The sequence below is a fragment of the Flavobacterium sp. genome, assembly GCF_039916025.1.
In the GTDB taxonomy this organism is placed as follows: Bacteria; Bacteroidota; Bacteroidia; order Flavobacteriales; family Flavobacteriaceae; genus Flavobacterium.
Genome location: NZ_JBDSMB010000165.1, coordinates 1 through 1,795 on the forward strand (window position 1 = coordinate 1; position 1,795 = coordinate 1,795).

A 1,795-nucleotide genomic window follows, 5' to 3' on the forward strand; every position below is an offset into this window, starting at 1 on the left:
AAGTATTCTTTTAATTATGACCGCATCGCATGGCATATTGGGGGCATATCAGATTATCAGGTGGCAAGAAAAGTTGAAAAAACACTGGAATGCCTTAAAGCCATCCTAACAAATACCCAAAAACTTACCACAGTAGGAAAAACCAATAAGTTTAAGTTTGAAGGGGATTTATGCGAAGAACAATCGGCTATTCTACACATGCGCTATGAACTCCAATACAGTTTTGAAGAAATAGCAACGGCCTTAAACTTAAATCAGGGCTATATTCAAAAGGCATTTTCAAACGCCTGTACCAAAATTAAAAAAGTAAAAATCTAAGGCTATGGAAAACAATAAGATGATTATCACCCGCAAAATTCAGTTACTCATTGATTCTGATGATAAAGAAGTGATCAAACAGGCAAAAGATCAGCTTTATAATTGGCAATGGATTTGTTTCCGTTCCGCTAATATGATTATGAGCCACCATTTTGTACAGGAACAGGTTAAGGACTTCTTTTATTTAACCGAAGAAATTAAGCTTAAAATTGCTGACGAAAAAAAAGAAGAAAATGGAATTTTAAAATCGTCTCGTCAGAATACCACGTATCGGGTACTTTCTAATCATTTTAAAGGGCAAATCCCTACCAATATCCTAAGCAACCTAAATAATACTCTTATTTCCTATTTTAACAAAGAAAAGGCCGCTTATTGGAAAGGTGAAAAGTCGTTAAGAAACTATAAGAAAAATATTCCTCTGCCTTTTGGTTCAGAAGTAATTTCAAAATTGGGCCGTACACCTGACAATAAGAATTTTTGTTTCAAGCTATTCCAGATTCCCTTCAGAACTTATTTAGGAAAAGATAAATCAGATAAAAAAATTATGTTGGACAGGATTCTGAATGGTACGTTAAAACTTTGTGCCAGCCATATCCAACTGGATCAAGGTAAAGTTTTTTTACTGGCGGCTATTCAGATTGAAAAAGAACAACATCAATTAGACACCTCTGTTATTGCCGAGGCTTCACTATCTATCGAACATCCGGTTACTGTTAAAATTGGAAGTGATGAACATACCATTGGAAACAAAGAAGAGTTCCTGCATCGTAGATTAGCCATACAGGCGGCTATTCACAGGGTAAAAAAAGCAGTTGCCTTTAACCGTGGCGGTCATGGCACTAAACGGAAAAAGAAATGTCTGGAAGATTATCAGCATCAGGAAAAAAGATATGTTGAATATAAGTTACATGTGTACAGTCGGAAGCTAATTGATCTTTGCGTGAAACATGAGGCTGCCACCTTAATCTTGGTTAATCAGGAACAAAAAGAAGAAATAGCGAAGCAAGACCCATTCCTGCTGCAAAATTGGAGTTATTACAGCCTGAAAGATAAAATAAACTACAAAGCTGAAAAGGCGGGTATTCAGGTCATTGTTGAATAACCGAAGAAATGGAGGCTGCTTGTACAGCCGTATGGTGAGACAGGATTTATACTCACTAAATATTTATCAGGGATACAATTGCTTAAACCTGATAGAACTTTGAATAAAATTGTGGTTTATTACAATTTGAAAAGTATGTACAACATTTGCAGTATCATAGAATTTTCACTGACGTTGTGGTTTACCCCAATTTGAAAAGTTATTTAAAAATTATAGAGGCTGCTTGTACAGCTACAAAGTGAGATCATGGATATACTCACTAAATCTAAACAGGTGGTACAACCGTTATGGGCTCTATTGGTATGGGTGTAATTGGCTGCTACGGATTTAAAGTCTTAAAGGGCATTGCTCAAATTATTTGAGGCTGTTTGTACA

The 1,795-nt window shown here is 35.8% G+C and carries 2 protein-coding genes; both read left to right on the top strand.

The window, feature by feature from the left end; translation table 11 throughout:
• On the top strand, positions 1-318 hold a 318-nt coding region (locus ABIQ27_RS12775), incomplete at its 5' end, for a sigma factor-like helix-turn-helix DNA-binding protein (protein WP_348034297.1).
• A gap of 4 nt (positions 319-322) precedes the next feature.
• The gene (locus ABIQ27_RS12780) at positions 323-1,420 is read left to right on the top strand and encodes a hypothetical protein (protein ID WP_348034298.1); all 1,098 of its coding nucleotides are present in this window, start codon (positions 323-325) and stop codon (positions 1,418-1,420) included.
• The last annotated feature ends 375 nt before the right edge of the window (positions 1,421-1,795 follow it).

What these genes read in the sequence shown, in the direction of transcription:
- ABIQ27_RS12780 (WP_348034298.1), top strand. Translation starts at nt 323, where the DNA reads ATGGAAAACAATAAGATGATTATCACCCGCAAAATTCAGTTACTCATT.